Raw genomic sequence first — 22,294 nt, 5'->3', positions numbered from 1 at the left:
GGGCCGGGCGGGGCGCTGATCACCGGCGGCCCGGACGGTGTCGGCGTGACCGGCGGACGCGGCTGCTGCGCCGGCGGCACATAGGGCGGTGCCGCCGGCTTCTGCATCGCCGGGATCGGCTGCGTCGGCGGAGCGGGCGGCGGCACCGGCAGCACAGGCCTCGTCTCGGCCACCTTCTTATTGCCGGCCTCGGCCAGTGCGACCGCGAAGTCATGGCAGGTGTCGTACCTGGCCTCTGGGTCCTTCGCGAGCGCCCTGGCCATCACGGCGTCGAATGCGGCCAGTTCCGGCTTCTTCTCGCCCAGCTTGGGCGGCGGGGTGTTGAGGTGGTGGCTGATGACCACGGCCGGATTGGTGTGCGGGAACAGCAGTGTGCCGGTGAACAGCCGGAATGCCGTTGCCGCCAGCGCGTACTGGTCGGCACGGCCGTCCATCGGCTTGCCCATCAACTGTTCGGGCGCCGTGTAGGACATCGAGCCGACGGTGATGTTGGTCGACGTCAGGCCGTTGACGTCGTCGGTGCGCCGGGCAATGCCGAAGTCGGTGAGCAGGATTCGGCGCTTGGCCCGCTCGGCGCTGGTGAGCAGGATGTTCGCCGGCTTGATGTCGCGGTGCAGGAGCAGCCGCTGGTGGGCGTAGTCCAGCGCATCGGCGACCGCGGTGACGATCTCGACGACGTCGGTCGGCGGCATCCCGCCCGGGTGCCGGTCGACCAGGAGACGGGCCGCGTCGTAGCCGTCGACGAAGTCCATCGAGATCCACAACCTGCCGTCGAACTCGCCGCGGTCGTGCAGGCCGACGATGTGCGGATGCCACAGCGTGGCGGCCAGGTCGGCCTCGCGCTGGAAGCGCTGGCGGAACTCGCCGTCGGCGCTGAATGATGCGGGCAGCACTTTGAGCGCGTCCTGACGGGGCAGTCGCGGATGCTGGGCCAGGTACACCTCGCCCATACCGCCGGAGCCCACCAATCGGACGATGGTGTAGCCCGCGAAGACTTGACCGCTTTCCAACGGCATGGCCGCAGACTACCGGCAGCGACCTTGATCGTCGGACCGAGTCGGCGGTCGGGGCGCACCGTATCGCTGCCCGCACACCTCTTACGGACGCGTGACGTTGCGTTCGCTGTGGGGGGAAGGAGTGCCGCCCGTCGCTTGCAGTCGTAGCGTGGAGTGGTGACCCAACCTTCTGATCTGCCCCGGACCGTCGGCGAGCTGCGTGCCTCCGGTCATCGCGAGCGGGGAGTCAAACAGGAAATCCAGGACAACCTGCTGGCCGCGCTGTCCGAGGGACGCGACTCATGGCCCGGCATCCTGGGCTTCGAGGACACCGTGATCCCGCAGCTGGAACGCGCGTTGATCGCCGGCCACGACATCGTGCTGCTCGGCGAGCGCGGCCAGGGCAAGACCCGGCTGCTGCGCGCACTGACCGGCCTGCTCGACGAGTGGACACCGGTGATCGCGGGCTCGGAGCTCAACGAGCACCCCTACACACCGATCACCCCGGAGTCGATCCGACGGGCCGCCGATTCGGGCGACGACCTGCCGGTGACCTGGCGGCACCGCAGCGAGCGATACACCGAGAAGCTGGCCACCCCGGACACCAGCGTGGCCGACCTCGTCGGCGACATCGACCCGATCAAGGTGGCCGAGGGCCGCAGCCTTGGTGACCCGGAGACCATCGCCTACGGGCTGATCCCGCGGGCGCACCGCGGCATCGTCGCGGTCAACGAGCTGCCCGACCTCGCCGAGCGCATCCAGGTGTCGATGCTCAACGTGATGGAGGAGCGCGACATCCAGGTCCGCGGGTACACGCTGCGGCTGCCGCTCGACGTGCTCGTGGTGGCCAGCGCCAACCCGGAGGACTACACCAACCGCGGGCGCATCATCACCCCGCTCAAGGACCGCTTCGGCGCCGAGATCCGCACGCACTACCCACTGCAGCTCGACGCCGAGGTCGGCGTCATCAGCCAGGAAGCCGAGCTGGCCGCCGACGTGCCGGTGTACCTGCTGCAGGTGCTGGCCCGATTCGCGCGCAACCTGCGGGAGTCGAGTTCGATCGACCAGCGCTCCGGTGTGTCGGCGCGTTTCGCCATCGCTGCGGCGGAGACCGTCGCCGCCGCTGCGCGGCACCGCTCCGCCGTTCTGGGCGAGCAGGAGCCGGTGGCCCGGGTCTGCGACGTCGGCACGGTCATCGACGTGTTGCGCGGCAAGCTGGAATTCGAGTCCGGCGAGGAGGGCCGCGAGCAGGCGGTGCTCGAGCACCTGCTGCGCCGCGCCACCGCCGACACCGCGCAGCGGATGCTGGGTGGCATCGACGTGGGCCCGTTGGTGGCCGCGGTCGAGGAGGGTTCGCCGGTGACGACGGGTGAGCGGGTGTCGGCCAAGGACGTGCTGGCGGCGCTGCCGGATCTGCCGGTGATCGACGTGATCGCCGAGCGGCTGAACGCGCAGACCGACGGCGAACGCGCCGCCGCCATCGAGCTGGCGCTCGAGGCGCTGTACCTGGCCAAGCGGATCGACAAGGTGTCGGGAGAAGGCGAAACCGTCTATGGCTAGACGCGTCTCCCGCTACTCCTCGTACACGGGCGGGCCGGATCCGCTGGCCCCGCCCGTCGATCTGCGCGATGCGCTCGCGCAGATCGGCGAGGACGTGATGGAGGGCAGCTCACCGCGGCGGGCGCTGTCGGAGCTGCTGCGGCGCGGCACCAAGGAGATGCGCGGCGCCGACCGGCTCGCGGCGGAGGCCAACCGGCGGCGACGGGAACTGTTGCAGCGCAACAATCTCGATGGCACTCTCCAGGAGATCAAGAAGCTGCTCGACGAGGCGGTGCTGGCCGAGCGCAAGGAGCTGGCCAGGGCGCTCGACGACGACGCCCGGTTCGGCGAACTGCAGATGGAGGCGTTGTCGCCGTCGCCGGCCAAGGCCGTGCAGGAACTAGCCGACTACGACTGGCGCTCCCCGGAGGCCCGGCAGAAGTACGAGCAGATCAAGGACCTGATGGGCCGGGAGATGCTCGACCAGCGGTTCGCCGGGATGAAGGAAGCGCTGGAGAACGCCACCGACGAGGATCGTCAGCGCGTCAACGACATGCTCGACGACCTGAACGACCTGCTGGACAAGCACACTCGCGGCGAGGACACGCAGCAGGACTTCCAGGACTTCATGAACAAGCACGGCGAGTTCTTCCCGGAGAACCCGCGCGACATCGACGAGCTGCTCGACTCGCTCGCCCAGCGTGCCGCCGCCGCGCAGCGGTTCCGCAACAGTCTGTCGCCCGACCAGCGGGCCGAACTGGATGCACTGGCGCAGCAGGCCTTCGGGTCGCCGTCGCTGATGAATGCGCTCAACCGGCTCGACTCCCACCTGCAGGCCGCGCGACCGGGCGAGGACTGGTCGGGGTCGTCGGAGTTCTCCGGCGACAACCCCCTCGGCATGGGGGAAGGCGCACAGGCGCTGGCCGACATCGGCGAGCTCGAGCAGCTGGCCGAGCAGCTCTCGCAGAGCTATGCCGGCGCGTCGATGGACGACGTCGACCTCGACGCGCTGGCCCGTCAGCTCGGCGACGACGCCGCCGTCGACGCCCGCACGCTCGCCGAACTGGAGCGTGCGCTGCTCAACCAGGGTTTCCTGGACCGCGGGTCGGACGGCCAGTGGCGGCTGTCACCGAAGGCGATGCGTCAGCTCGGACAGGCGGCGCTGCGCGATGTGGCACAACAGCTTTCGGGACGCCACGGTGAGCGGGACACCCGGCGGGCGGGCGCGGCCGGCGAGCTGACGGGTGCGACGCGGCCGTGGCAGTTCGGCGACACCGAGCCGTGGAACGTGACGCGCACGTTGACCAACGCCGTGCTGCGCAGCGCGGGCACGGGTGTGGCGGAACCGCCGCTGCACATCACGGTGGAAGACGTCGAGATCTCCGAGACCGAGACCCGCACGCAGTCCGCGGTGGCGCTGCTGGTGGACACGTCCTTCTCGATGGTGATGGAGAACCGCTGGCTGCCGATGAAGCGCACGGCGCTGGCGCTGAACCATCTGGTGAGCACAAGGTTCCGGTCAGACGCACTCGAGATCATCGCGTTCGGCCGGTACGCCAGGACCGTGACCGCGGCCGAATTGACCGGCCTGGAGGGCGTTTACGAGCAGGGCACCAACCTGCACCACGCGCTTGCGCTGGCGTCGCGGCATCTGCGCAGGCACCCGAACGCACAGCCGGTGGTGCTGGTGGTCACCGACGGTGAGCCGACGGCGCACCTCGAGGATTTCCGGGACGGCCAGGGCGGCGGCGCTCAGGTGTTCTTCGACTATCCGCCGCACCCGCGCACGCTCGCGCTCACCGTGCGGGCGTTCGACGAGGTCGCGCGAATCGGCGCTCAGGTGACGATCTTCCGGCTGGGCAGCGATCCGGGCCTGGCGCGGTTCATCGACGAGGTGGCGCGGCGGGTGGGCGGCCGGGTCGTGGTGCCCGATCTCGACGGCCTCGGCGCCGCGGTGGTCAGCGACTACCTGTCGACCCGCCGCCGCAGATAGCCCTTCCCAAGACTTCGGAACAACTTGAGCCACATACGTTTCGGCTGTCACAAACGCGGCTGATCTGTCGGTGGGTCGAACTAGTGTTCGATTCATGGATGGGGATGTGGTCGCGGCGCTGCAGGCGTGGGACGACGCCCGCGCCGGGCTGGCCGCCCTGCCTCTGAACACCTTGGACGTCCGCGAATTGCTCGCGGTGTACGAACGCCGCCAGCATGCCCACCGTCAGGACGCGGCGATCGACCACACCGTGCTGGCCACCCTGGCCGACCGGTTCACCGCCGCGGACTTCGGTGGCACCGGCCTGAAAGACGTGTTGGCCCAGCGGTTGCACCTCGACACCGCCGATGCGAAGAGACGCCTCGACGCTGCCGGCATGCTCGGACCCCGATGGACGTTCACCGGTGAAGAACTACCCGCGCAGTGGGACGCCACGTCGGCCGCCTTGGCGGAAGGGCTGATCGACCCTGCGCACGTCGAGGTGATTCGCAAGTTCTTCACCAAGCTTCCGCCATGGGTCGACCACGCGGCCCGCGCCGACGCCGAGCGTGACCTCGCGCGGTGGGCGCAGGGCATGTGCCCGGAGGATCTGCAACAACTCGCCGACCATCTGGTCGAGGTGATCGATCCCGACGGCGCCGAACCCGACCACGACACCCAACAAGCCAGACGCGGACTGAAGATGGGTCGCCAGCGCCGCGACGGGATGACACCGGTCAGTGGGCATCTCGATCCCGAGGCCCGCGCGCTGTTCGACGTCGTGTTCGCCAAGCTGGCCGCCCCGGGGCAGAACCTGCCCGCCGACCCCGGTGCCGCCGAGGCCAACAGCGCCGCAGCGTTCGGCGGTGATCCCCGCACCCGCGAGCAGCGCCAGCACGACGCGCTGAAGACCGCGCTACGCGACGTCGTCGGCTCCGGAGTCTTGGGTCAGGTCAACGGGCTACCGGCCACCATCGTGGCCACCACCACCGTCGGCGACCTCGAAGCCGGAACCGGGTACACCCACACCGCGGGCGGCACCCGGCTGCCGATCCGCGACCTGATCCGGATGGCCGGCCAGTCCCGGCACTACCTGGCCGTGTTCGACGACCACACCGAAGAAATCCTGTACCTCGGCCGCGCCCGGCGCTGCGCCACCACCGCCCAACGGCTGGCGCTGTTCGCCCGCGACAGGGGCTGCACCCGACCCGGCTGCACCGCCCCGGCCTACCAAACGCAGGTCCACCACGCCCAACGCGACTGGGCCGAGGGCGGACGGACCGACATCGACGAACTCGCCCTGGCCTGCCAACCCGACAACAACCTCATCGAACAGACCGAGTGGACCACCCGCCGACGCAACGGCCGCACCGAATGGATCCCCTCACCCTCCCTCGACACCGGCCAGCATCGCACCAACAACTACCACCACCCCCGCCGCCACCTCACCGACCGAGACGACGACGCAGAACCGGCATAGCGGCCAGGGTGATTCGGTCGACACAATCGGGCGTACGCTGCAGCCATGAGCAGAGCCGTCGTCCGGGGCGCTGCCGCGTCGGTGGCCATGACAGCGGCGGGTGTCGTTGCGGGCTACGGCTTCTGGATCGTGACGATGTTCGCGTTGATCCCGTTCCTGCTGTTTCTCGTCTTCGGTGTCGCACCGTTCGTCGCGTTGCTTTCCGCGGCCGCCATCGCCTGGTGCACGTCGCGGCGCCCGTGTGCAGCGCCGGAATGGGCGCAGCGACACCGGCATGCGTTCTGGGCCGGCGCGATCGGCGTTCTCATCGTCGTCTGCGTCATCACGGTGGCCGAGATGCCGGGCTATGTGCCGTTCTGGCCGGGATAGCACCGCGGCAGATACTCAGTCGATGAAGCGCGCCCGTACCTCGGGGGCGGGAATCGGACATGTGTCGTGCCTGCCGAACACCCAGTAGCGGATCGAGGCGAACCAGTCGTAGAAGCGGTCGCGCGCGCCGGCGGGTACGGCCCGGCCGGCCAGGAAGAGCTTCCACGGCCCGCCGAGGTAGTCGGCGACTCGTAGCATCCCGGCGGTCCTGACGGTGACGCGTTCGTCGGCGGTGCCGGGGTGCTCGACGAAGACCATCGAATCGACGTCGCGCAGTTCAGGATGCCTGGCTATCACGCCCTCGGCGAAGTCGCCCTGCAACGGCGCGAACCGCATCGAGCCGTCCCTGTCGTGGCGCAGGATCGTCTGGATGCCGCGATTGCAGATTCCGCACACCCCGTCGTAGAGCAGCACGGGTGCGGGCCTCGCGGTCTCGGTGCTGTCGGCGGCCGCAGCGCGCAATTCGTCAGCCACTGTGAGCTCCTTCCGTTTCCTACAAGAAGGATGCCCCGCTGGGCAGGGTGACAATCGGATCGGGCGTGTGATGTCGCTGACCGGCGCAGACTCATCGCCGGACCGGTGATCAGCCTTCTTTGCGCTTCCTGCGCTTGACGCCGACGCTGCCCCACAGCGAGAAGCCGCGCACCCGCACACACGGGGCTCCGGGCGATCCCTCACCCTGAACGGCGTGGTCGAAGGAGCCCATCACGCCGACTCCGTGCAGGTCGACGTTCACCTCCGGGGGCACCAGGATCGTCTGCCCGCCGCAGATCGAGTAGGAGCGGATCTCGACCTCGGGTGCGGTGAAGTCGGCATAGCGCAGGTCGACCACTCCGCCGCCGAACAGCGCGAATGTCGTCAGCCGTCGCGGCACATTCCAGCGGCCGCGCCGCTCGAACCCGCTCATGATCGCCATCAGAACCGTCGACGGCGCCGGCCGGCACGGCCCTGATCCGCGTGGGCTGGTCATCGCGCCGGGGAGGTCGGCGCTCAGCAACGCCAACTCGTCGTAGGTCTTGGCGGCGTACGCCTTGGTGAGCCGACTCTCGTACTCGCTCATCGGCAGGCGACCCTGAGCAGCCGCGTCCGTCAAGAACTGCGCCACCTGAATGCGATCGGTGTCGGCAGCACGCGTGGAACCGTTTTGCGACGTTGGGCTGCTCATAACACCACGAGCCTACGACGAACACTGGTACATGCAAGGGTGTTGGCCGAAATGTAGTGTGACGGTTCTCGGCGAACCACTTAGCCCATCGAACTATTTGCGGTTTCGCGCACGTGGCCCCGTAGAGAAGATTCGTTTCCGCTGCTGGTCAGCCCTCGATCGACGGCTCCTCCGTAACCCAGGACTCGTCACCGAGCCGGTGCGAAATCGGCCACATCCGGCGATGAACTGGTACGCCCGTACCGGTGATTACCGCGCCCACCTCGGCGGCCGCTTCTCCAGGAACGCCATCATGCCCTCGTGCGCCTCCTCGGAGACGAACAACTCCGCCGATTGCGCGGTCAGCGTCTCGGCGTCGCGGTCGAACGCCGCCAGGATCGCGGCCGTCGTCAACCGCTTCGACGCCGCGAGGCCCTGTGGCGAACCACGCCCGATCTCGGCGGCCAGCGCGCTCACCTCCGCCTCGACATCCTCGGCGGCCACACTGATCAGCCCGATCTCGGCGGCCCTCGCCGCACCGAACTTCTCACCCGTCACGAAGTAGCGCCCCGCCGCCCGCGGCGACATCTTCGGCAGCAGGGTCAGCGAGATGATCGACGGGGCCACCCCGATGCGCGCCTCGGTCAGCGCGAAGGTGCTCTGCGCGCCGGCCACCACGATGTCGCACGCCCCGATCAGGCCCATGCCGCCGGCGCGGACGTGCCCGTCCACCGCGGCGATCACGGGGACCGGCAGTTCGAGGATCGCCCGCAGCAGATCGGTCATCTCCCTGGCCCGCCCGGCGGCGAGGTCGGCAGGGTCGCGGCCGGCCGCCTCGCTGAGGTCCGCGCCTGCGCAGAAGGTGCCGCCGGCGTGGCCCAGCACCACCACCCGCACGCCGGCGTCGGCCGCCGCCGCGCGCATCCCTTCGTGCAGACCGGCGACCAGAGCCGTGGACAGCGCGTTGCGGTTGTGCGGCGAGTCCAGCGTCAGCCGGGCCACGCCACCGTCGACCGCGTACCGGACCAGGTCACCCATCAGTACGACCGCGGCAGGCCCAGCGAGGTCTGCGCGACGAAGTTGAGGATCATCTCGCGGCTCACCGGTGCGATGCGGGCCAACCGCGACGCGGTCAGCACCGACGCGATGCCGTACTCCTTGGTCAGGCCGTTCCCGCCGAGGGACTGCACCGCCTGGTCGACCGCCCGCACCGACGCCTCGCCGGCGGCGTACTTGGCCATGTTGGCGGCCTCGGCGGCGCCGCCGTCGTCACCGGCGTCGTAGAGACTCGCCGCCTTCTGCATCATCAGCTTGGCCAGCTCGATCTCGATGTGGTTCTGCGCCAACGGATGCGAGATGCCCTGGTGCGCGCCGATCGGCGTCTTCCACACCTGGCGGGTCTTGACGTACGCGACGGCCTTGTCGATCGCGAAGCGACCCATGCCGACCGCGCTCGCCGCACCCATGATCCGCTCGGGATTCAGGCCGGCGAACAACTGGGCGATCGCCGCGTCCTCGGAGCCGACCAGCGCATCGGCCGGCAGACGCACGTCGTCGAGGAACAACTGGAACTGGAACTCCGGGCTGACGATCTCCATCGGGATCTTCGTGTAGCTCAGGCCGGGACTGTCGGTGGGCACGACGAACAGCGCGGGCTTCAGGTTGCCGGTCTTGGCCTCCTCGGTGCGCCCGACCACGAGCACCGCCTGCGCCTGGTCGACGCCGGAAATGTAGACCTTCTGGCCGGACAGGATCCAGTCGCTGCCGTCGCGGCGCGCGGTCGTCGTGATCTTGTGTGAGTTCGAGCCGGCGTCGGGTTCGGTGATCGCGAAGGCCATGGTGATCGAGCCATCCGCGATGCCGGGGATCCAGCGCTTCTTCTGGTCCTCGGTGCCGTACTTCGAGATGATCGTGCCGTTGATCGCGGGGGACACCACCATCATCAGCAGCGCCGAACCGCCTGCGGCCATCTCCTCCATCACCAGCGCCAACTCGTACATGCCCGCGCCGCCGCCGCCGTACTCCTCGGGCAGGTTCACCCCGATGAAGCCGAGTTGTCCGGCCTCTCGCCATAATTCGTCGGTGTGCTGGCCCGCGCGGGCCTTCTCCAGGTAGTAGTCCTGTCCGTAGTTGGCGACCATCGCGGCGACGGCCTTACGCAGCGCCTGCTGTTCCTCGGTCTCGACGAATCCGGTCATGCTTCTCCTCCTGCGGTCTCGTCCGGCGCGGACACCCGCGCCAGCACGGCGCCCACCTCGACCTGCTGGCCGGGTTGGACGTTCAGTTCGGCGAGCACACCGTCGCCGGGCGCGGCCAGCGTGTGCTCCATCTTCATGGCCTCCAGCCACACCAGCGGCTGACCGGTGGTCACGGTGTCGCCCACCGCGGCGCCGACCCGCACCACCGAACCGGGCATCGGCGCCACCAGCGAGCCATGCGCGATCGCGGCGCCGGGATCGGGGAAGCGCGGCAGCGCGACGAGTTCGGTTGCGCCCTGGGGCGAGTCGACGAACACGGCGTCGCCGTAGCGGGCGACATCGAATGGCCGCTCGACGCCGTCGACCTCGAGCACCACCCGCTCCGGCGTCGCGGACACCAGCGTCACGTCGTCCTGATCGGGCAGTTCGACGGCGCCGCGGCTGAAGCGGTACCGCACCTCGTGCTCGACGTCGGCCGTGTCGCGGTAGCGCCTCAGCTGGTAGCCCGACGCCAGATTGCGCCAGCCACTCGGTGCAGCGGCGAACGCCGTGGCGGCACTGCGGTTGCGCGCCGCGTCGGCCAGCGAGGCCGCGACCGCCGCCAGCGCGGTCGTCCGGTCGTCACCCGGTGGTGCGGCGAGCCCGGCCAGGCCGTGGGTGTCGAAGAACGCGGTGTCGGTCGCACCGTCGACGAATGCGGGGTGACGCAACACGTTGACCAGCAGGTCGCGGTTGGTGCGGACGCCGTGCAACCTCGTGCGGGACAGCGCGTCGGCCAGGATCGCCGCGGCGTGCCGACGGGTCGGCGCATAGGAGATGACCTTGGCGAGCATCGGGTCGTAGAAGATCGACACCACCGAGCCGTCGACGATTCCGGTGTCGACCCGCACCCCCGCCCGCGTCAACCGGTCGAATTGCACCGGGGCGCCGGGCACCTCGAACCGGTGCACCGTGCCTGCCTGAGGTTGCCAGTTCTTCGCGGGATCCTCGGCGTAGAGCCTGGCCTCGATCGAATGCCCCTTTGCGGCGGGCGGTTCGGCGGGCAGCCTGCCGCCGTCGGCGACGAGGAGCTGGAGTTCGACGAGGTCGAGTCCGGTGGTGGCCTCGGTGACGGGGTGCTCGACCTGCAGGCGGGTGTTCATCTCGAGGAAGAAGAAGTCACCCTGCTCGTCCGCCATGAACTCGACGGTGCCCGCCCCGGTGTAGCCGATCGCCTCGGCGGCCAGCCGGGCCGCCTCGAACAGCTTGTCTCGCATGCCCGGAGTGCGTTCCACGAGCGGCGACGGTGCTTCTTCGATGATCTTCTGGTGCCGCCGCTGAATGGAGCACTCGCGTTCGCCGACCGCCCACACCGTGCCATGCGCGTCGGCCATCACCTGCACCTCGACGTGGTGGCCCGCGGCCAGGTAGCGCTCGCAGAACACCGTCGGGTCGCCGAACGCCGACTGCGCCTCCCGCCGCGCCGCCTCGACCTCGCCCGGCAGGTCGGGCAGTTCGCGGACCACGCGCATGCCCCGGCCACCGCCACCGGCGGACGCCTTGATCAGCACCGGGAGCTGAGCGGCCGTCACGGTGTCCGGATCGAGTTCGTCGAGCACCGGCACGCCGGCGGCGGACATCATCTTCTTGGCTTCGATCTTGCTGCCCATCGCCTGCACCGCGGCCACCGGCGGGCCGATCCACGTCAGGCCGGCGTCCTGGACCGCGGCCGCGAAATCGGAGTTCTCCGAGAGGAAGCCGTATCCGGGGTGGACGGCGTCGGCGCCCGCGGCCTGCGCGGCCGCGACGAGCTGGCGGGCGTCGAGGTACCCGCTCGTCCCCTCCAGCCGCACCCGGGCATCGGCCTCGGCGACATGCGGGGCGGCGGCGTCGGGATCGGTGTAGACCGCGACGGTGCCGATGCCAAGGCGTCGGCAGCTGGCGAACACCCGGCGGGCGATCTCGCCGCGATTGGCGACCAGAACTCTGGTGATCATGCGCTCACATCCTGAAGACGCCGAAGTTCGACGTCCCCTCGATCGGCCCGTTCGCGATGGCGGACAGACACATTCCCAGCACGGTTCGGGTGTCGCGCGGGTCGATCACGCCGTCGTCGTAGAGCCTGCCGGACAACACCATCGGCAGCGACTCCGCCTCGATCTGGCCTTCGATCGCTGCACGCAGGGCGGCGTCGGCCTCCTCGTCGACCTGCTGGCCGCGGGCCTCGGCGGCGGCGCGGCTGACGATCGAGAGCACGCCGGCCAGCTGTGCACCGCCCATCACCGCCGACTTGGCCGACGGCCAGGCGAACAGGAACCGGGGGTCGTACGCGCGGCCGCACATGCCGTAGTGGCCTGCGCCGTAGGACGCGCCGATGAGCAGTGAGATGTGCGGGACGGTCGAGTTCGAGACGGCGTTGATCATCATCGACCCGTGCTTGATCATCCCGCCCTCCTCGTACTGCCTGCCCACCATGTAGCCGGTGGTGTTGTGCAGGAACAGCAGTGGCGTGTCGGCGCGGTTGGCCAGCTGGATGAACTGGGTGGCCTTCTGCGACTCCTCGCTGAACAGCACGCCGCGGGCGTTGGCCAGGATGCCGACCGGGTATCCCCACAGCGTGGCCCACCCGGTCACCAGCGAAGACCCGTACATGGCCTTGAACTCGTCGAACTCCGATCCGTCGACGATGCGCGCGATCACGTCGCGGGGGTCGAACGGGATGCGCAGATCGGGCGGCACGATGCCGAGCAGTTCCGCGCTGTCGAACAGCGGTTCGCGCACGGCGGCAGGCGCCGGCCCCTCCTTGCGCCAGTTCAACCGGGCGACGATGCGGCGGCCGATGCGGATGGCGTCGAGCTCGTCGGCGGCGAAGTAGTCAGCCAGACCCGATGTGCGGGCGTGCATCTCGGCCCCGCCCAGAGACTCGTCGTCGGACTCCTCACCGGTTGCCATCTTGACCAGGGGCGGGCCCGCCAGGAAGACCTTGGACCGCTCCTTGATCATCACGACGTGATCGGACATGCCCGGGATGTAGGCGCCGCCGGCGGTGGAGTTGCCGAACACCAGCGCGATGGTCGGGATGCCTGCCGCCGAGAGCCTGGTCAGGTCGCGGAACATCTGCCCGCCGGGGATGAAGATCTCCTTCTGCGTCGGCAGATCGGCGCCGCCGGACTCCACCAGCGAGATCACCGGAAGCCGGTTCTGCAGCGCGATCTGGTTGGCGCGCAGGATCTTCTTCAACGTCCACGGATTGCTGGTGCCGCCCTTGACCGTCGGGTCGTTCGACACGATCAGGCATTCGGTGCCCTCGACCGCGCCGATGCCCGCCACCACGCTGGCGCCGACGGTGAAGTCGCTGCCCCATGCGGCGAGCGGGCTGAGCTCCAGGAACGGCGAATCGGGGTCGACCAGCATCTCGATGCGTTCCCGGGCGGTCAGCTTGCCACGTTCGTGGTGGCGCTTGACGTACTTCTCGCCGCCGCCGGCGAGCGCCTTCGCGTGCTCGGCGTCGAGTTCGGCGAGTTTCTCGGTCATTGCCGTAGCGGCCTCGGCATAGGCCGGCGACGCGGCGTCGAGCGTCGAGCGAAGGGCCGTCATGACTGATATCCCAGCGTCTTGGCGGCCAGCGAGGTGAGGATTTCGGTGGTTCCGCCGCCGATGCCGAGGATCCGCATGTCCCGGTATTGCCGTTCGACCTCCGACTCCGCCATGTAGCCCATCCCGCCGAACAGCTGAACGGCCTGGTTGGCCACCCACTCGCCAGCCTCGACGGCGGTGTTCTTGGCGAAGCACACCTCGGTGATGAGGTTCGGGTCGCCCGCGAGCTGGCGTTCCACCACGCTGTGCGTGTAGACGCGGGCCACGTCGACGCGGCGGGCCATCTCGGCCAGCGTGTTCTGCACGGCCTGCCGGGAGATCAGCGGCCGGCCGAAGGTCTCCCGGTCGCGGCACCACTGCACCGTCAGGTCAAGGCAGCGCTGACCGCTGGCGTAGGCCTGCGCCGCCAGGCCGACGCGCTCGGAGACGAACGCCGCGGCGATCTGGAAGAAGCCGCTGTTCTCGGCGCCGATCAGGTTCTCCCTCGGCACCCGCACGTCGGTGTAGGCGAGTTCGGCGGTGTCCGAGGAACGCCAACCCATCTTGTCGAGCTTGCGGGTCACCTCGAATCCCGGTGTGCCCTTGTCGACGACGATCAGCGACACGCCCGCGGCGCCCGGCCCGCCGGTGCGCGCGGCGGTCACCACGTAGTCGGCGCGCACGCCGGAGGTGATGTAGGTCTTGGCGCCGTTGATGACGTATTCGTCGCCCTCCCTGACGGCGCGGGTGGTCAGGTGCCCGACGTCCGACCCGCCGCCCGGTTCGGTGATCGCGAGCGAGCCGATCTTCTCGCCGCTAAGTGTCGGCCGCACGTAGGTGTCGATCAGCCGCTCGTCGCCCGAGGCGATCATGTGTGGCACGGCGATCCCGCAGGTGAACAGCGAGGCGAACACGCCGCCGGGCGCGCCGGATTGGTGCATCTCCTCGCAGATGATCACCGCGTCGGCGCCGTCACCACCGCCGCCGCCGACCGCTTCCGGGAAACCGGCGCCCAGCAGGCCGGCCTCGGCGGCCTTGCGGTGCAGGTCGCGGGGCAGCTCGCCGGCCTTCTCCCACTCGTCGACATGCGGCAGTACCTCGCGTTCGGCGAACGCGCGCACCGTCTTCCGCAGCGCCTCGCGCTCGGGCGTGGTCCATATGCTCACAGCAATTCCTCCGGGATGTCCATGTGTCGACTGCGCAACCACTCGCCCAGCCCTTTGGCCTGCGGGTCGAAGCGGGCCTGGTAGGCCACGCCCTTGCCGAGGATGTCCTCGATGACGAAGTTGACGGCGCGCAGGTTGGGCAGCACGTGCCGGGTGACCGGCAGGTCGGCCGCCTCGGGGAGCAGCTCGCGCAGCCGGTCGGTGGTGAGTTCGTCAGCGAGCCAGCGGAACTGCTCGTCTGTGCGCACCCACACGCCGACGTTGGCACTGCCGCCCTTGTCGCCGCTGCGGGCGCCGGCGATCGCGCCGAGCGGCAGGCGGCGCGTCGTCCCGCGCTCGCCCGGGGGCGCCTGCGGGTCGGCCACCGGTTCGAGGACGAGGGTCTCGGCGGCCGGTGGTATGTCGGTGCGGGTGCCGTCGGCGTGCACGGCGACGTGGGGCACCGCGCCGGCGTCGACGAAGCCCGCGGTGAAGACGCCGTACACCTGACCCTCAGCGGGAGGGGCGGTGGTGGTGAATCCCGGATAGCTGGCCAGGGCCAATTCGACTGCCGCCGAGGAGAACCGGCGTCCGACGTTGGCCGGATCGGGGTCGCGGACCACGCAGCGCAGCAGTGCGCTGGCCGCCTCCTCGGTGTTCGCGTCGGCGTGGTCGGTGCGCGCCAGCGTCCATTCCAGCTCCGCCGGCTTGACCGTCAGATTTGATTCCAGCTGGCGGCGGACCAGCTCGGCCTTGGCGTCGATGTCGAGACCCGTCAGCACGAACGTCATCGTGTTGCGGAACCCGCCGACGCTGTTGAGCGACACCTTGAGCGTCGGGGGAGGCGGTTCCCCTCTGACGCCGTCGATCCGGACCCGGTCGGGGCCGTCGTCGGACAGCCGCAGCGAGTCGACGCGCAGGGTGACATCGGGATTGGCGTAACGCGCGCCACCGATCTCATAGAGCAGTTGGGCGGTCACGGTGCCGACGCCCACGGCGCCGCCGGTGCCGGGATGCTTGGTGATCACCGAGGAACCGTCGGCGTGGATCTCGGCGACCGGAAAACCTGCCCGGAGGAGGTCGGGGACCTCGGTGAAGAAGGCGTAGTTGCCGCCGGTGGCCTGCGTCCCGCATTCGATCACATGTCCCGCGGCGACGGCCCCGGCCAGTGCGTCGTAGTCGTCGCGGCCCCAGCCGAAGTGCGCCGCGGCCGGGCCGACGATCACCGAGGCGTCGGTCACCCGGCCGGTCACCACGACGTCGGCACCGCGGTTGAGGCAGTCGACGATGCCCCAGGCGCCCAGGTAGGCGTTGGCGGCCAGCACCTCACCGAATCCCAGTTCGCTCGCGCGGCCGACGAGGTCGTCACCCTCGACGTGGGCGACGTTCACCTGCAGGCCGAGCCGATCGGCGAGGGCGCGGACGGCGGACGCCAGGCCTGCAGGGTTGAGTCCGCCTGCGTTGGCGACGATCCGCACGCCTTTGTCGACGGCCGTTCCGAGGCAGTCCTCGAGTTGGGTGAGGAAGGTCTTGGCGTAGCCGCGGTCCGGGTTCTTCGCCCGGTCGCGTGCCAGGATCAGCATCGTGAGCTCGGCGAGATAGTCGCCGGTGACATAGTCCAGATCGCCGCCGTCGAGCATCTCCCGCATGGCGGCCAGCCGATCGCCGTAGAACCCCGAGCAGTTGCCGATGCGCACCGGATCAGGCACTGCACTCCCTTGCTGTCGCGCGAGCCGACGACCATCGCCGTCGATGACCAACCAACCGGTAGGTTAGCCGGTACTTCGGGTACCGCGTCAAGGGCGTGCACGCAGTATTCGTGTTCCGGACCCCGCGGCCCTGCCTCGATACTTGACGAGTGGAAATGCGTGTCGCCTGGGGTGTCGTCGGCCTGCTGTGGGTGATGTGCGGGGTGGCCGTGGCCTTCAGCCCGCCCGTCGAGCAGACCGACGGCAGCGCGTGGTCGCCGCTGTGGGGCTGGCTGATCGTCGCCGCGGGCGTGTTCCTGCTGGCACTCGCCGCAGGAATACTCCCGCGGACGCACAACGGCCGGCATTCGAACGGGCTGACGGCCAGGTCCGAGCGCGGCATCGAGTTCCGGATGCTCTTCTCGGTCGTGGTGGGGGTGGTGTGCGGCGCGGGTTTCATCTGGATCGGCGTGGACAGCGGCGACGTCGCCGTGACCAGCTACGGCGTCGTCATCCTCAGCCTGGTGGTGTTCGCGGTGCCACGCATCGTCGACTCGATCCACCACCTGCAGGACAGGTGATTTTGGAGGCTGACCAGCGCACCGGCTATCCTTGACGACAATTGCCTGCGCCCCGGCCGTCCCGGGACCTGCCTGGCACTACCCGCAAGAGGAGAAGTCTCGATCATGGCCGTCCCCAAGCGCAGAATGTCGCGTTCGAACACCCGCAGCCGTCGCGCGCAGTGGAAGGCGACGAGCACCGGTCTGGTCGGCGTGACCGTGGCCGGTCAGCAGCACAAGGTGCCGCGTCGCCTGCTCAAGGCCGCCCGGCTCGGCCTGATCGACCTCGACCGCCGCTGACCGAGACCGCACCGAGTTCTCCGGCGCGCCTCTCAGTTCGCTCTCAGGCGTCGGGGTGAGACTGGGGCTGTGCGCATACTTGTCGTCGATGACGATCGCGCGGTGCGCGAATCGCTGCGCCGGTCCCTGTCTTTCAACGGTTACACCGTCGCCCTCGCCCAGGACGGCGTCGAAGCGCTCGACGTGATCGCCAACGACCGGCCCGACGCCCTCGTGCTGGACGTGATGATGCCGCGGCTGGACGGGCTGGAGGTCTGCCGGCAGCTGCGCAGCACCGGTGACGACCTGCCGATCCTGGTGCTCACCGCGCGGGACTCGGTGTCCGAGCGGGTCGCCGGCCTCGATGCCGGCGCCGACGACTACCTTCCCAAACCGTTCGCGCTCGAGGAGTTGCTCGCTCGGATGCGGGCCTTGTTGCGACGCACCGGACCCGAAGACGGCGTCGACTCGCCCGCGATGACCTTCCTCGACCTCAGCCTGGACCCGGTCACCCGCGAGGTCACCCGCGGCCAGCGCCAGATCAGCCTGACCCGCACCGAGTTCTCGCTGCTGGAGATGCTGATCGCCAATCCGCGTCGGGTCCTCACCCGCAGCCGCATCCTCGAGGAGGTCTGGGGCTTCGACTTCCCGACTTCGGGCAATGCCCTCGAGGTCTACATCGGCTACCTGCGCCGCAAGACCGAGGCCGAAGGGGAACCGCGACTCATCCACACCGTGCGCGGCGTGGGCTACGTCCTGCGCGAAACCCCGCCCTGATGTCGTTCTTCACCCAGAACACCTCCTGGCGGCCACCGTCGCCGCCGAGTACCAGCTCACTGTCGCTGCGCTGGCGGGTGATGCTGCTCGCGATGTCGATGGTGGCGATGGTCGTCGTGCTGATGGCCGTCGCGGTGTACGCGGTGGTGTCCCGCGCGCTCTACGACGATCTCGACAACCAGCTGCACAGCAGGGCCAGGCTGCTGATCGAGAGCGGCTCGCTGGCGGCCGACCCGGCCAAGGCCATCGAGGGCACCGCCTACTCGGATGTGAACGCGATGCTCATCATCCCGGGACGGGTGAAGTACACCGCCAACCAGCAGGGCCAGACACTGCCGTACGGCTCCGCCGAGCAGGACGTCGTCTCCGGGGAACTTCTGCTGTCGCTGCGCACGGCCAACCATCAGCGGGTGCTGGCGGTGCACCTGGCCAACGGCAGCTCGCTGCTGCTGTCCAAGAGCCTGGCGCCGACCGGTCAGGTGCTGCGGCGGCTGGGCACGGTGCTGCTCATCGTCGGTGGCATCGGGGTCCTGGTCGCCGCGATCGCGGGCGGGATGGTGGCCCGCGCCGGGCTGAGACCGGTGGGACGGCTGACCAGCGCGGCCGAACGGGTGGCCCGCACCGACGACCTCCGGCCGATCCCGGTGTATGGCAGCGACGAATTGGCCAGGCTGACAGAGGCTTTCAACCTGATGCTGCGCGCACTTACCGAGTCCCGCGACCGGCAGGCGCGGCTGGTGTCCGACGCCGGCCATGAACTGCGCACCCCGCTGACCTCGCTGCGGACCAACGTCGAGCTGCTGATGGCCTCGCAGGTACCCGGTGCCCCGCGGCTGCCCGAGGAGGAGATGGCAGGGCTGCGCGCCGACGTGATCGCCCAGATCGAGGAGTTGTCCACCCTCGTCGGCGATCTGGTCGACCTGACCCGCGACGAGGCCGGCGGCGTGATGCACGAGCCCGTCGAGCTCGCCGAGGTCGTTGACCGCAGCCTCGAGCGGGTGCGGCGACGGCGAAGCGACGTCACCTTCGACGTGCTCGCGCAGCCCTGGCAGGTGTACGGCGACGCCGCCGGGCTGGGCCGGGCCGTGCTGAATCTCCTCGACAACGCTGCCAAGTGGAGCCCGCCGGACGGCCGGGTCACCGTTCGGCTCACCCAGATCGACCCGGTGCACGCCGAACTGGTGGTCGCCGATCAGGGGCCGGGGATCCCGCCCCACGAGAAGCCACTCGTCTTCGAGCGGTTCTACCGGTCGACGGCGGCCCGCGCCATGCCGGGTTCGGGGTTGGGACTGGCGATCGTCAAGCAGGTGGTGCTGAAGCACGGTGGAGCGGTGCGGGTGGACGACGCGGCGCCGGGGGCCGACCCGCCCGGGACGGCGTTCCGGGTGGTGCTGCCTGGCCGGCCGGTCGCAGATGCGACGATCCAGTCGTCACCGATCCCGGCGACACGCCCTGCCGGCCGCGCGGGAAAACGCGCGACCGGAGCCGAGAATGTGTGATCGACGCGACACGGCGCACGCCAAGTCTCGGCCGGCACCGAATCATCTCTAAGTGGATTCTCAGCCCACGTGGGCACTGTGAGCCTACGAAGCGCGTTGGAGAAGTTGTCGGATCCCTTCACGAGGAAGAGCTCACCAGCGAATGACGAACCACCCGAGGTACTCGCCACCGCAGCCGGGCCGTGCGCCTGGTGGTAATGAGCCCGCGGCGCCCGGATACCCGGGGGCGCACCGCCCGGATCCGTACCACCAGCAGACCCATCAGCAGTCCTACGACTGGCGCTACGCCACCCAGCAGGCCGGGCAGCAGCAGTTCCGCTCGCCGTACGACCCGTACCGCTCCGCGCCAGCGGCCGTGCCGGCCAACCCGCCCCGGAAGCGTTCCCGCGCAGGGATGTTGACTGCCGGCGCACTGGCGATCGCCGTCGTGTCGGCGGGCGTCGGCGGCGGCGTCGCGGTGCTGGCCCAGCCCGACAGGCCGAGCCTTGGTTCGAGCCTCGGCGGCGCCGCACCCACCGTGCCCGCCGCGGCGCTGCCCGCCGGCTCGGTGGAGCAGGTGGCGGCCAAGGTGGTGCCCAGCGTCGTCAAGCTCGAGACCGACCTCGGCCGGGCATCGGAAGAGGGGTCGGGCATCATCCTGACCTCCGACGGCCTCATCCTGACGAACAACCACGTGGTAGCGGCGGCGACGGGTGAACCCGGCGGCCGCGGCGCGCCGGGCTTCCCCGGGCTGCCGGGCAACGCCGGATCGCAGCCTCCGGCGCAGACCAAGGTGACGTTCTTCGACGGCCGCACCGCGTCGTTCACCGTCGTGGGCACGGATCCCAGCAGCGACATCGCGGTGGTGCGTGCCGAGGGGGTGTCCGACCTGACGCCGATCACGCTCGGCTCGTCGGGCAACCTGCGGGTGGGGCAGGACGTGGTGGCGATCGGGTCGCCGCTCGGCCTCGAGGGCACCGTCACCACCGGCATCATCAGCGCGCTGAACCGCCCGGTGGCCGCAGGCGGCGACACCCGCAATCAGAACACCGTGCTCGACGCCATCCAGACCGACGCCGCGATCAACCCGGGTAACTCCGGCGGTGCGCTGGTCAACATGAACGGCGAACTGGTGGGCGTGAATTCGGCCATCGCGACGATGGGCGGCGACTCCCCGGAAGCGCGAAGTGGCTCGATCGGTCTCGGCTTCGCGATCCCCGTGGACCAGGCCAAGCGCATCGCCGACGAACTGATCCAAGACGGCAGCGCGTCGCGCGCGTCGCTCGGCGTCCAGGTCAGCGACGACACAGCGACCGACGGCGCCAAGATCGTCGAGGTCACCGGCGGCGGTGCGGCCGCGGCGGCCGGCCTGCCCAGCGGCGTGGTGGTGACCAAGGTCGACGATCGCGTGATCAACAGCGCCGACGCCCTCGTCGCCGCGGTGCGGTCGAAAGCCCCCGGTGAGAAGGTCACGCTGACCTACCTCGACCCCTCCGGCAAGCCGCAGACCGCGCAGGTCACCCTCGGTAAGGCAGAGCAGTGATGTCGGGCGACGGTCTGGAGACCGTGCTGGTGGCTGCGCCGCTGTCCGGCCCCGGATATACGGTTGCACTCATGGAACAGCCAGGGGAGTTGGTGGGCCGCGCACTGGTCGTCGTCGTCGACGACCGCACCGCGCACGGCGAAGAGGATCACAGCGGGCCGTTGGTCACCGAACTGCTCGGCGAGGCCGGCTTCGTGGTCGACGGTGTCGTGGTGGTCTCCGCCGATGAGGTCGAGATCCGCAACGCGCTCAACACCGCGGTCATCGGCGGTGTCGACCTGGTGGTCTCCGTGGGAGGCACCGGGGTCACCCCGCGCGATGTCACGCCGGAGGCCACGCTCGACATCCTCGACCGCGAGCTGCTAGGGATCTCCGAGGCGCTGCGTTCCTCGGGTCTCTCGGCGGGAATCGTCGACGCGGGACTCTCCCGCGGACTGGCCGGTGTCTCGGGCAGCACGCTGGTGGTCAACATCGCGGGTTCGCGTGCCGCGGTGCGCGACGGGATGGCGACGCTCAATCCGCTGGCTGTCCAGATCATCGGTCAGCTGTCCAGCCTGGAAATCTGACCGCCGCAAATGTGATGTTGATCACAGGGCGGCTCCGAAGTGAGTGATCCCGCACGGCGGCCGACGCCGCCAGTTAACGAGGTCTTCGGCGACGTGCTGCCGGACACCACTGCCGATGAACGGGACCAGGGGTCGTCGGACGCCCACGCGCAGCACGACGACTGGCTTCGCGAGAACCGCCCTCCCCACCACGACTGACCGGCTTACGCCTGCGACAGGCCAAGATCGCACAGCGTGTGCGCAGTCGCGGCGATTTGATCGCGCTCTGTCGGCGCGCGCCACGGCATCGGGCGTCGCGGGCCGCGTGTTCGAAGCCGGAACAGTCGGCGCCTCGGTCACTGCGACCAGCAAATTGACGCCTTTTCGGTGAAATGCCGGCGCGCGACCATGGCTAGGCGTTGCCGCGGTGTGGCCGCGCCGTTATGTTCCTCCTGTCAACGCTGAGCAACCCGTAAGAGCTGAATGTGAAGTCTCTAATTCGCTCCACATGAAGATCTTGCGAGGTGTGTGGTTGTACGGACGGCCAGGCACCGGCAGCACGAGCTAGGGGGAACATGAAGGCAATCAGTCGGGTGCTGATCGCGTTGGTTGCGGCCATCGCGGGTCTCTTCGCGAGCACTGGCACCTCAAACGCAGGTCTGGACAACGNGAACATGAAGGCAATCAGTCGGGTGCTGATCGCGTTGGTTGCGGCCATCGCGGGTCTCTTCGCGAGCACTGGCACCTCAAACGCAGGTCTGGACAACGAGCTGAGCCTGCTCGACGGCCAGGGGCGGACCCTGACCATCCAGCAGCACGACACCTNCCTCAACGGTGTGTTCCCGCTCGACCGCAACCGGCTGACCCGTGAGTGGTTCCACTCCGGCAAGGCGACCTACATCGTGGCCGGCGAGGGCGCTGACGAGTTCGAGGGCAGCCTGGAGCTGGGCTACCAGGTGGGCTTCCCCTGGTCGCTGGGTGTGGGCATCAACTTCAGCTACACCACGCCCAACATCGCCTTCGACGG

The 22,294-nt window shown here is 69.5% G+C and carries 21 protein-coding genes; 12 read left to right on the top strand and 9 right to left on the bottom strand.

The window, feature by feature from the left end; all coding sequences use genetic code 11:
• A partial coding sequence (locus tag H7I41_RS14250; protein WP_264013247.1) for a serine/threonine-protein kinase occupies positions 1-1,016 on the bottom strand: 1,016 nt, incomplete at its 3' end.
• A 153-nt stretch (positions 1,017-1,169) separates the two neighbouring features.
• Here H7I41_RS14250 and H7I41_RS14245 point away from each other — a divergent pair.
• From H7I41_RS14245 to H7I41_RS14230, 4 genes are all read left to right on the top strand, one after another.
• Positions 1,170-2,555, top strand: a complete 1,386-nt coding sequence (locus tag H7I41_RS14245; protein WP_264013246.1) for a sigma 54-interacting transcriptional regulator — start codon at positions 1,170-1,172, stop codon at positions 2,553-2,555.
• Positions 2,548-4,527, top strand: a complete 1,980-nt coding sequence (locus H7I41_RS14240) for a vWA domain-containing protein (protein ID WP_264013245.1) — start codon at positions 2,548-2,550, stop codon at positions 4,525-4,527. Before H7I41_RS14245 ends, H7I41_RS14240 begins: the two co-directional genes overlap by 8 nt.
• Before the next feature lie 94 nt (positions 4,528-4,621).
• Positions 4,622-5,986 carry an HNH endonuclease signature motif containing protein gene (locus tag H7I41_RS14235; protein ID WP_264013244.1) on the top strand — a complete coding sequence of 455 codons (1,365 nt, stop codon included), beginning with the start codon at positions 4,622-4,624 and terminating at the stop codon, positions 5,984-5,986.
• Between the two features lie 45 nt (positions 5,987-6,031).
• Entirely contained in the window at positions 6,032-6,355 is a 324-nt protein-coding gene (locus tag H7I41_RS14230) for a hypothetical protein (protein ID WP_264013243.1), read from the top strand.
• A gap of 15 nt (positions 6,356-6,370) precedes the next feature.
• On the opposite strand, the gene H7I41_RS14225 is transcribed toward H7I41_RS14230, so the two are convergent.
• The 8 genes from H7I41_RS14225 to H7I41_RS14190 all read right to left on the bottom strand — a co-directional run bounded on the left by H7I41_RS14225 (position 6,371) and on the right by H7I41_RS14190 (position 16,106).
• A complete protein-coding gene (locus tag H7I41_RS14225) occupies positions 6,371-6,829 on the bottom strand; it encodes a thiol-disulfide oxidoreductase DCC family protein (protein ID WP_264013242.1) in 459 nt (152 codons plus the stop codon).
• Between the two features lie 109 nt (positions 6,830-6,938).
• Positions 6,939-7,520, bottom strand: coding sequence for a DUF1707 SHOCT-like domain-containing protein (locus tag H7I41_RS14220; RefSeq protein ID WP_264013241.1), 582 nt, complete (start codon positions 7,518-7,520; stop codon positions 6,939-6,941).
• A gap of 249 nt (positions 7,521-7,769) precedes the next feature.
• Positions 7,770-8,537 carry an enoyl-CoA hydratase family protein gene (locus tag H7I41_RS14215; RefSeq protein WP_264013240.1) on the bottom strand — a complete coding sequence of 256 codons (768 nt, stop codon included), beginning with the start codon at positions 8,535-8,537 and terminating at the stop codon, positions 7,770-7,772.
• The gene (locus H7I41_RS14210; RefSeq protein WP_264013239.1) at positions 8,537-9,697 is read right to left on the bottom strand and encodes an acyl-CoA dehydrogenase family protein; all 1,161 of its coding nucleotides are present in this window, start codon (positions 9,695-9,697) and stop codon (positions 8,537-8,539) included. Before H7I41_RS14210 ends, H7I41_RS14215 begins: the two co-directional genes overlap by 1 nt.
• Positions 9,694-11,673, bottom strand: coding sequence for an ATP-binding protein (locus tag H7I41_RS14205; protein WP_264013238.1), 1,980 nt, complete (start codon positions 11,671-11,673; stop codon positions 9,694-9,696). Before H7I41_RS14205 ends, H7I41_RS14210 begins: the two co-directional genes overlap by 4 nt.
• A 4-nt stretch (positions 11,674-11,677) precedes the next feature.
• Complete coding sequence (locus H7I41_RS14200; protein ID WP_264013237.1) at positions 11,678-13,273, bottom strand: acyl-CoA carboxylase subunit beta; 1,596 nt, start codon at positions 13,271-13,273, stop codon at positions 11,678-11,680.
• Positions 13,270-14,418 carry an acyl-CoA dehydrogenase family protein gene (locus H7I41_RS14195; RefSeq protein WP_264013236.1) on the bottom strand — a complete coding sequence of 383 codons (1,149 nt, stop codon included), beginning with the start codon at positions 14,416-14,418 and terminating at the stop codon, positions 13,270-13,272. Before H7I41_RS14195 ends, H7I41_RS14200 begins: the two co-directional genes overlap by 4 nt.
• Positions 14,415-16,106 carry an acyclic terpene utilization AtuA family protein gene (locus H7I41_RS14190; protein ID WP_308214622.1) on the bottom strand — a complete coding sequence of 564 codons (1,692 nt, stop codon included), beginning with the start codon at positions 16,104-16,106 and terminating at the stop codon, positions 14,415-14,417. The genes H7I41_RS14195 and H7I41_RS14190 overlap by 4 nt, the downstream gene beginning before the upstream one ends.
• 149 nt (positions 16,107-16,255) lie before the next feature.
• Between H7I41_RS14190 and H7I41_RS14185 the strand changes: the two genes are divergently transcribed.
• From H7I41_RS14185 to H7I41_RS14150, 8 genes are all read left to right on the top strand, one after another.
• The gene (locus H7I41_RS14185; protein WP_264013235.1) at positions 16,256-16,666 is read left to right on the top strand and encodes a hypothetical protein; all 411 of its coding nucleotides are present in this window, start codon (positions 16,256-16,258) and stop codon (positions 16,664-16,666) included.
• A gap of 105 nt (positions 16,667-16,771) precedes the next feature.
• The gene (gene rpmF, locus H7I41_RS14180; protein WP_264013234.1) at positions 16,772-16,945 is read left to right on the top strand and encodes a 50S ribosomal protein L32; all 174 of its coding nucleotides are present in this window, start codon (positions 16,772-16,774) and stop codon (positions 16,943-16,945) included.
• A 69-nt stretch (positions 16,946-17,014) separates the two neighbouring features.
• Complete coding sequence (locus H7I41_RS14175; RefSeq protein WP_264013233.1) at positions 17,015-17,701, top strand: response regulator transcription factor; 687 nt, start codon at positions 17,015-17,017, stop codon at positions 17,699-17,701.
• The gene (locus H7I41_RS14170; RefSeq protein WP_264013232.1) at positions 17,701-19,200 is read left to right on the top strand and encodes a HAMP domain-containing sensor histidine kinase; all 1,500 of its coding nucleotides are present in this window, start codon (positions 17,701-17,703) and stop codon (positions 19,198-19,200) included. The genes H7I41_RS14175 and H7I41_RS14170 overlap by 1 nt, the downstream gene beginning before the upstream one ends.
• Positions 19,201-19,342: 142 nt before the next feature.
• Positions 19,343-20,722: a S1C family serine protease gene (locus H7I41_RS14165; protein ID WP_264013231.1), complete on the top strand. Its 1,380-nt coding sequence runs from the start codon at positions 19,343-19,345 to the stop codon at positions 20,720-20,722.
• A gap of 23 nt (positions 20,723-20,745) precedes the next feature.
• Positions 20,746-21,288: a MogA/MoaB family molybdenum cofactor biosynthesis protein gene (locus tag H7I41_RS14160; RefSeq protein WP_264013248.1), complete on the top strand. Its 543-nt coding sequence runs from the start codon at positions 20,746-20,748 to the stop codon at positions 21,286-21,288.
• A 39-nt stretch (positions 21,289-21,327) separates the two neighbouring features.
• Positions 21,328-21,486: a hypothetical protein gene (locus H7I41_RS14155; RefSeq protein ID WP_264013230.1), complete on the top strand. Its 159-nt coding sequence runs from the start codon at positions 21,328-21,330 to the stop codon at positions 21,484-21,486.
• Between the two features lie 455 nt (positions 21,487-21,941).
• Positions 21,942-22,294, top strand: a 353-nt coding sequence (locus H7I41_RS14150) for an MspA family porin (protein ID WP_264013229.1), incomplete at its 3' end; no start/stop codon positions are given.

Source organism: [Mycobacterium] manitobense (genome assembly GCF_025821665.1).
In the GTDB taxonomy this organism is placed as follows: Bacteria; Actinomycetota; Actinomycetes; order Mycobacteriales; family Mycobacteriaceae; genus Mycobacterium; species Mycobacterium arseniciresistens.
Note: the sequence above shows the minus strand (reverse complement) of the source record. Positions and strands in the feature narration are given on the sequence as shown.

Excerpts from the sequence above, each read along its gene's own strand:
- H7I41_RS14240 (WP_264013245.1), top strand. The coding sequence starts at position 2,548 with ATGGCTAGACGCGTCTCCCGCTACTCCTCGTACACGGGCGGGCCGGAT.
- H7I41_RS14235 (WP_264013244.1), top strand. The coding sequence starts at position 4,622 with ATGGATGGGGATGTGGTCGCGGCGCTGCAGGCGTGGGACGACGCCCGC.
- H7I41_RS14170 (WP_264013232.1), top strand. The coding sequence starts at position 17,701 with ATGTCGTTCTTCACCCAGAACACCTCCTGGCGGCCACCGTCGCCGCCG.
- H7I41_RS14230 (WP_264013243.1), top strand. The coding sequence starts at position 6,032 with ATGAGCAGAGCCGTCGTCCGGGGCGCTGCCGCGTCGGTGGCCATGACA.
- H7I41_RS14165 (WP_264013231.1), top strand. The coding sequence starts at position 19,343 with ATGACGAACCACCCGAGGTACTCGCCACCGCAGCCGGGCCGTGCGCCT.
- rpmF (WP_264013234.1), top strand. The coding sequence starts at position 16,772 with ATGGCCGTCCCCAAGCGCAGAATGTCGCGTTCGAACACCCGCAGCCGT.
- H7I41_RS14215 (WP_264013240.1), bottom strand. The coding sequence starts at position 8,537 with ATGGGTGACCTGGTCCGGTACGCGGTCGACGGTGGCGTGGCCCGGCTG.
- H7I41_RS14220 (WP_264013241.1), bottom strand. The coding sequence starts at position 7,520 with ATGAGCAGCCCAACGTCGCAAAACGGTTCCACGCGTGCTGCCGACACC.
- H7I41_RS14200 (WP_264013237.1), bottom strand. The coding sequence starts at position 13,273 with ATGACGGCCCTTCGCTCGACGCTCGACGCCGCGTCGCCGGCCTATGCC.
- H7I41_RS14205 (WP_264013238.1), bottom strand. The coding sequence starts at position 11,673 with ATGATCACCAGAGTTCTGGTCGCCAATCGCGGCGAGATCGCCCGCCGG.
- H7I41_RS14210 (WP_264013239.1), bottom strand. The coding sequence starts at position 9,697 with ATGACCGGATTCGTCGAGACCGAGGAACAGCAGGCGCTGCGTAAGGCC.